At 49.5% G+C, this 1,405-nt stretch carries 1 pseudogene; it reads right to left on the bottom strand.

Features of this window, described 5'->3' with window-relative positions:
- Positions 1–1,405 (bottom strand): annotated as a pseudogene (locus ACYSNS_RS14515) (hypothetical protein); the annotation flags it as partial.

Below are 1,405 nucleotides of genomic sequence, written 5' to 3'. Positions count from 1 at the left end.
CCGTCGTGCCACCTGCCAAAGTGATGGTGTCTTTCGCCCCACCAACAGCACCATCATAGGTGACTGCCCGATCACTCAGATTATCGACCTTTGTATTGGTTGAATAAAGCTGTGAACCATTAACAACATCGGTTGAAGTATCGGACAGAGTGCCTGCAGCTACATTGGTAATCTTGCTGTTTGTTTTTGTACCTGTCCCATCATCATGCTTTGCACTATAGGCGCCAGCGGTTGAATCCCATGCTATAACATCGCTTGTCAGGCCGGTTATCTTACCACTGAGATTTGTCAGCGATGTATTGACGCCGCCTAAAGCAGAACCGACATTGTTGTAGTCCGTTCCTTGAATTGTGTATGTGGGTGCCGTTCCGGCAGCAACATCCGCACCGCCGCCCAGATAGGTCGAGGTATTGGTGGCAATCGATGTCACCCGCGTCGATAGTGTGGATACGGTTGTATTCGTATCAAATAGCTGGGAGCCGTTGACAGCATCGGTTGAAGAGGCTGAGAGTGTGCCGGCTTTTAAGTTGGTGATTTTTGTTCCCGTCGTGCCACCTGCCAAAGTGATGGTGTCTTTTGCGCCACCAACAGCACCGTCATAGGTGACTGCCCGATCACTCAGATTGTCGACCTTTGTATTGGTTGAATAAAGCTGTGAACCATTAACAACATCGGTTGAAGCATCGGACAGAGTGCCTGCAGCTACATTGGTAATCTTGCTGTTTGTCTTTGTATCTGTACCGTGCTTTGCACTAAAAGCTCCTGCAGTCGTGTCCCACAAAAGAGCGTTGTTATTTAATCCGGTTACGGACGTGTTAAGGCTGGTCAGCGATGTATTGACGCCGCCCAAAGCAGAACCGACATTGTTATAGTCCGTTCCTTGAATTGTGTATGTGGGTGCCGTTCCGGCAGCAACATCCGCGCCGCCGCCCAGATAGGTCGAGGTGCTGGTGGCAACTGATGTTACTCGCGTGGAAAGAGCCGTAACATTTGTATTCGTATCAAACAGCTGGGAGCCGTTGACAGCATCGGTTGAAGAGGCTGAGAGTGTGCCGGCTTTTAAGTTGGTGATTTTTGTTCCCGTCGTGCCACCTGCCAAAGTAATGGTGTCTTTTGCCCCACCAACAGCACCGTCATAGGTGACTGCCCGATCACTCAGATTGTCGACCTTTGTATTGGTTGAATAAAGCTGTGAACCATTAACAACATCGGTTGAAGTATCGGACAGAGTGCCTGCAGCTACATCGGTAATCTTGCTGTTTGTCTTTGTATCTGTACCGTGCTTTGCACTAAAAGCTCCTGCAGTCGTGTCCCACAAAAGAGCGTTGTTATTTAATCCGGTTACGGACGTGTTAAGGCTGGTCAGCGATGTATTGACGCCGCCCAAAGCAGAACCGACATTGTT

This window comes from Bartonella sp. LJL80 (genome assembly GCF_054871565.1).
Note: the sequence above shows the minus strand (reverse complement) of the source record. Positions and strands in the feature narration are given on the sequence as shown.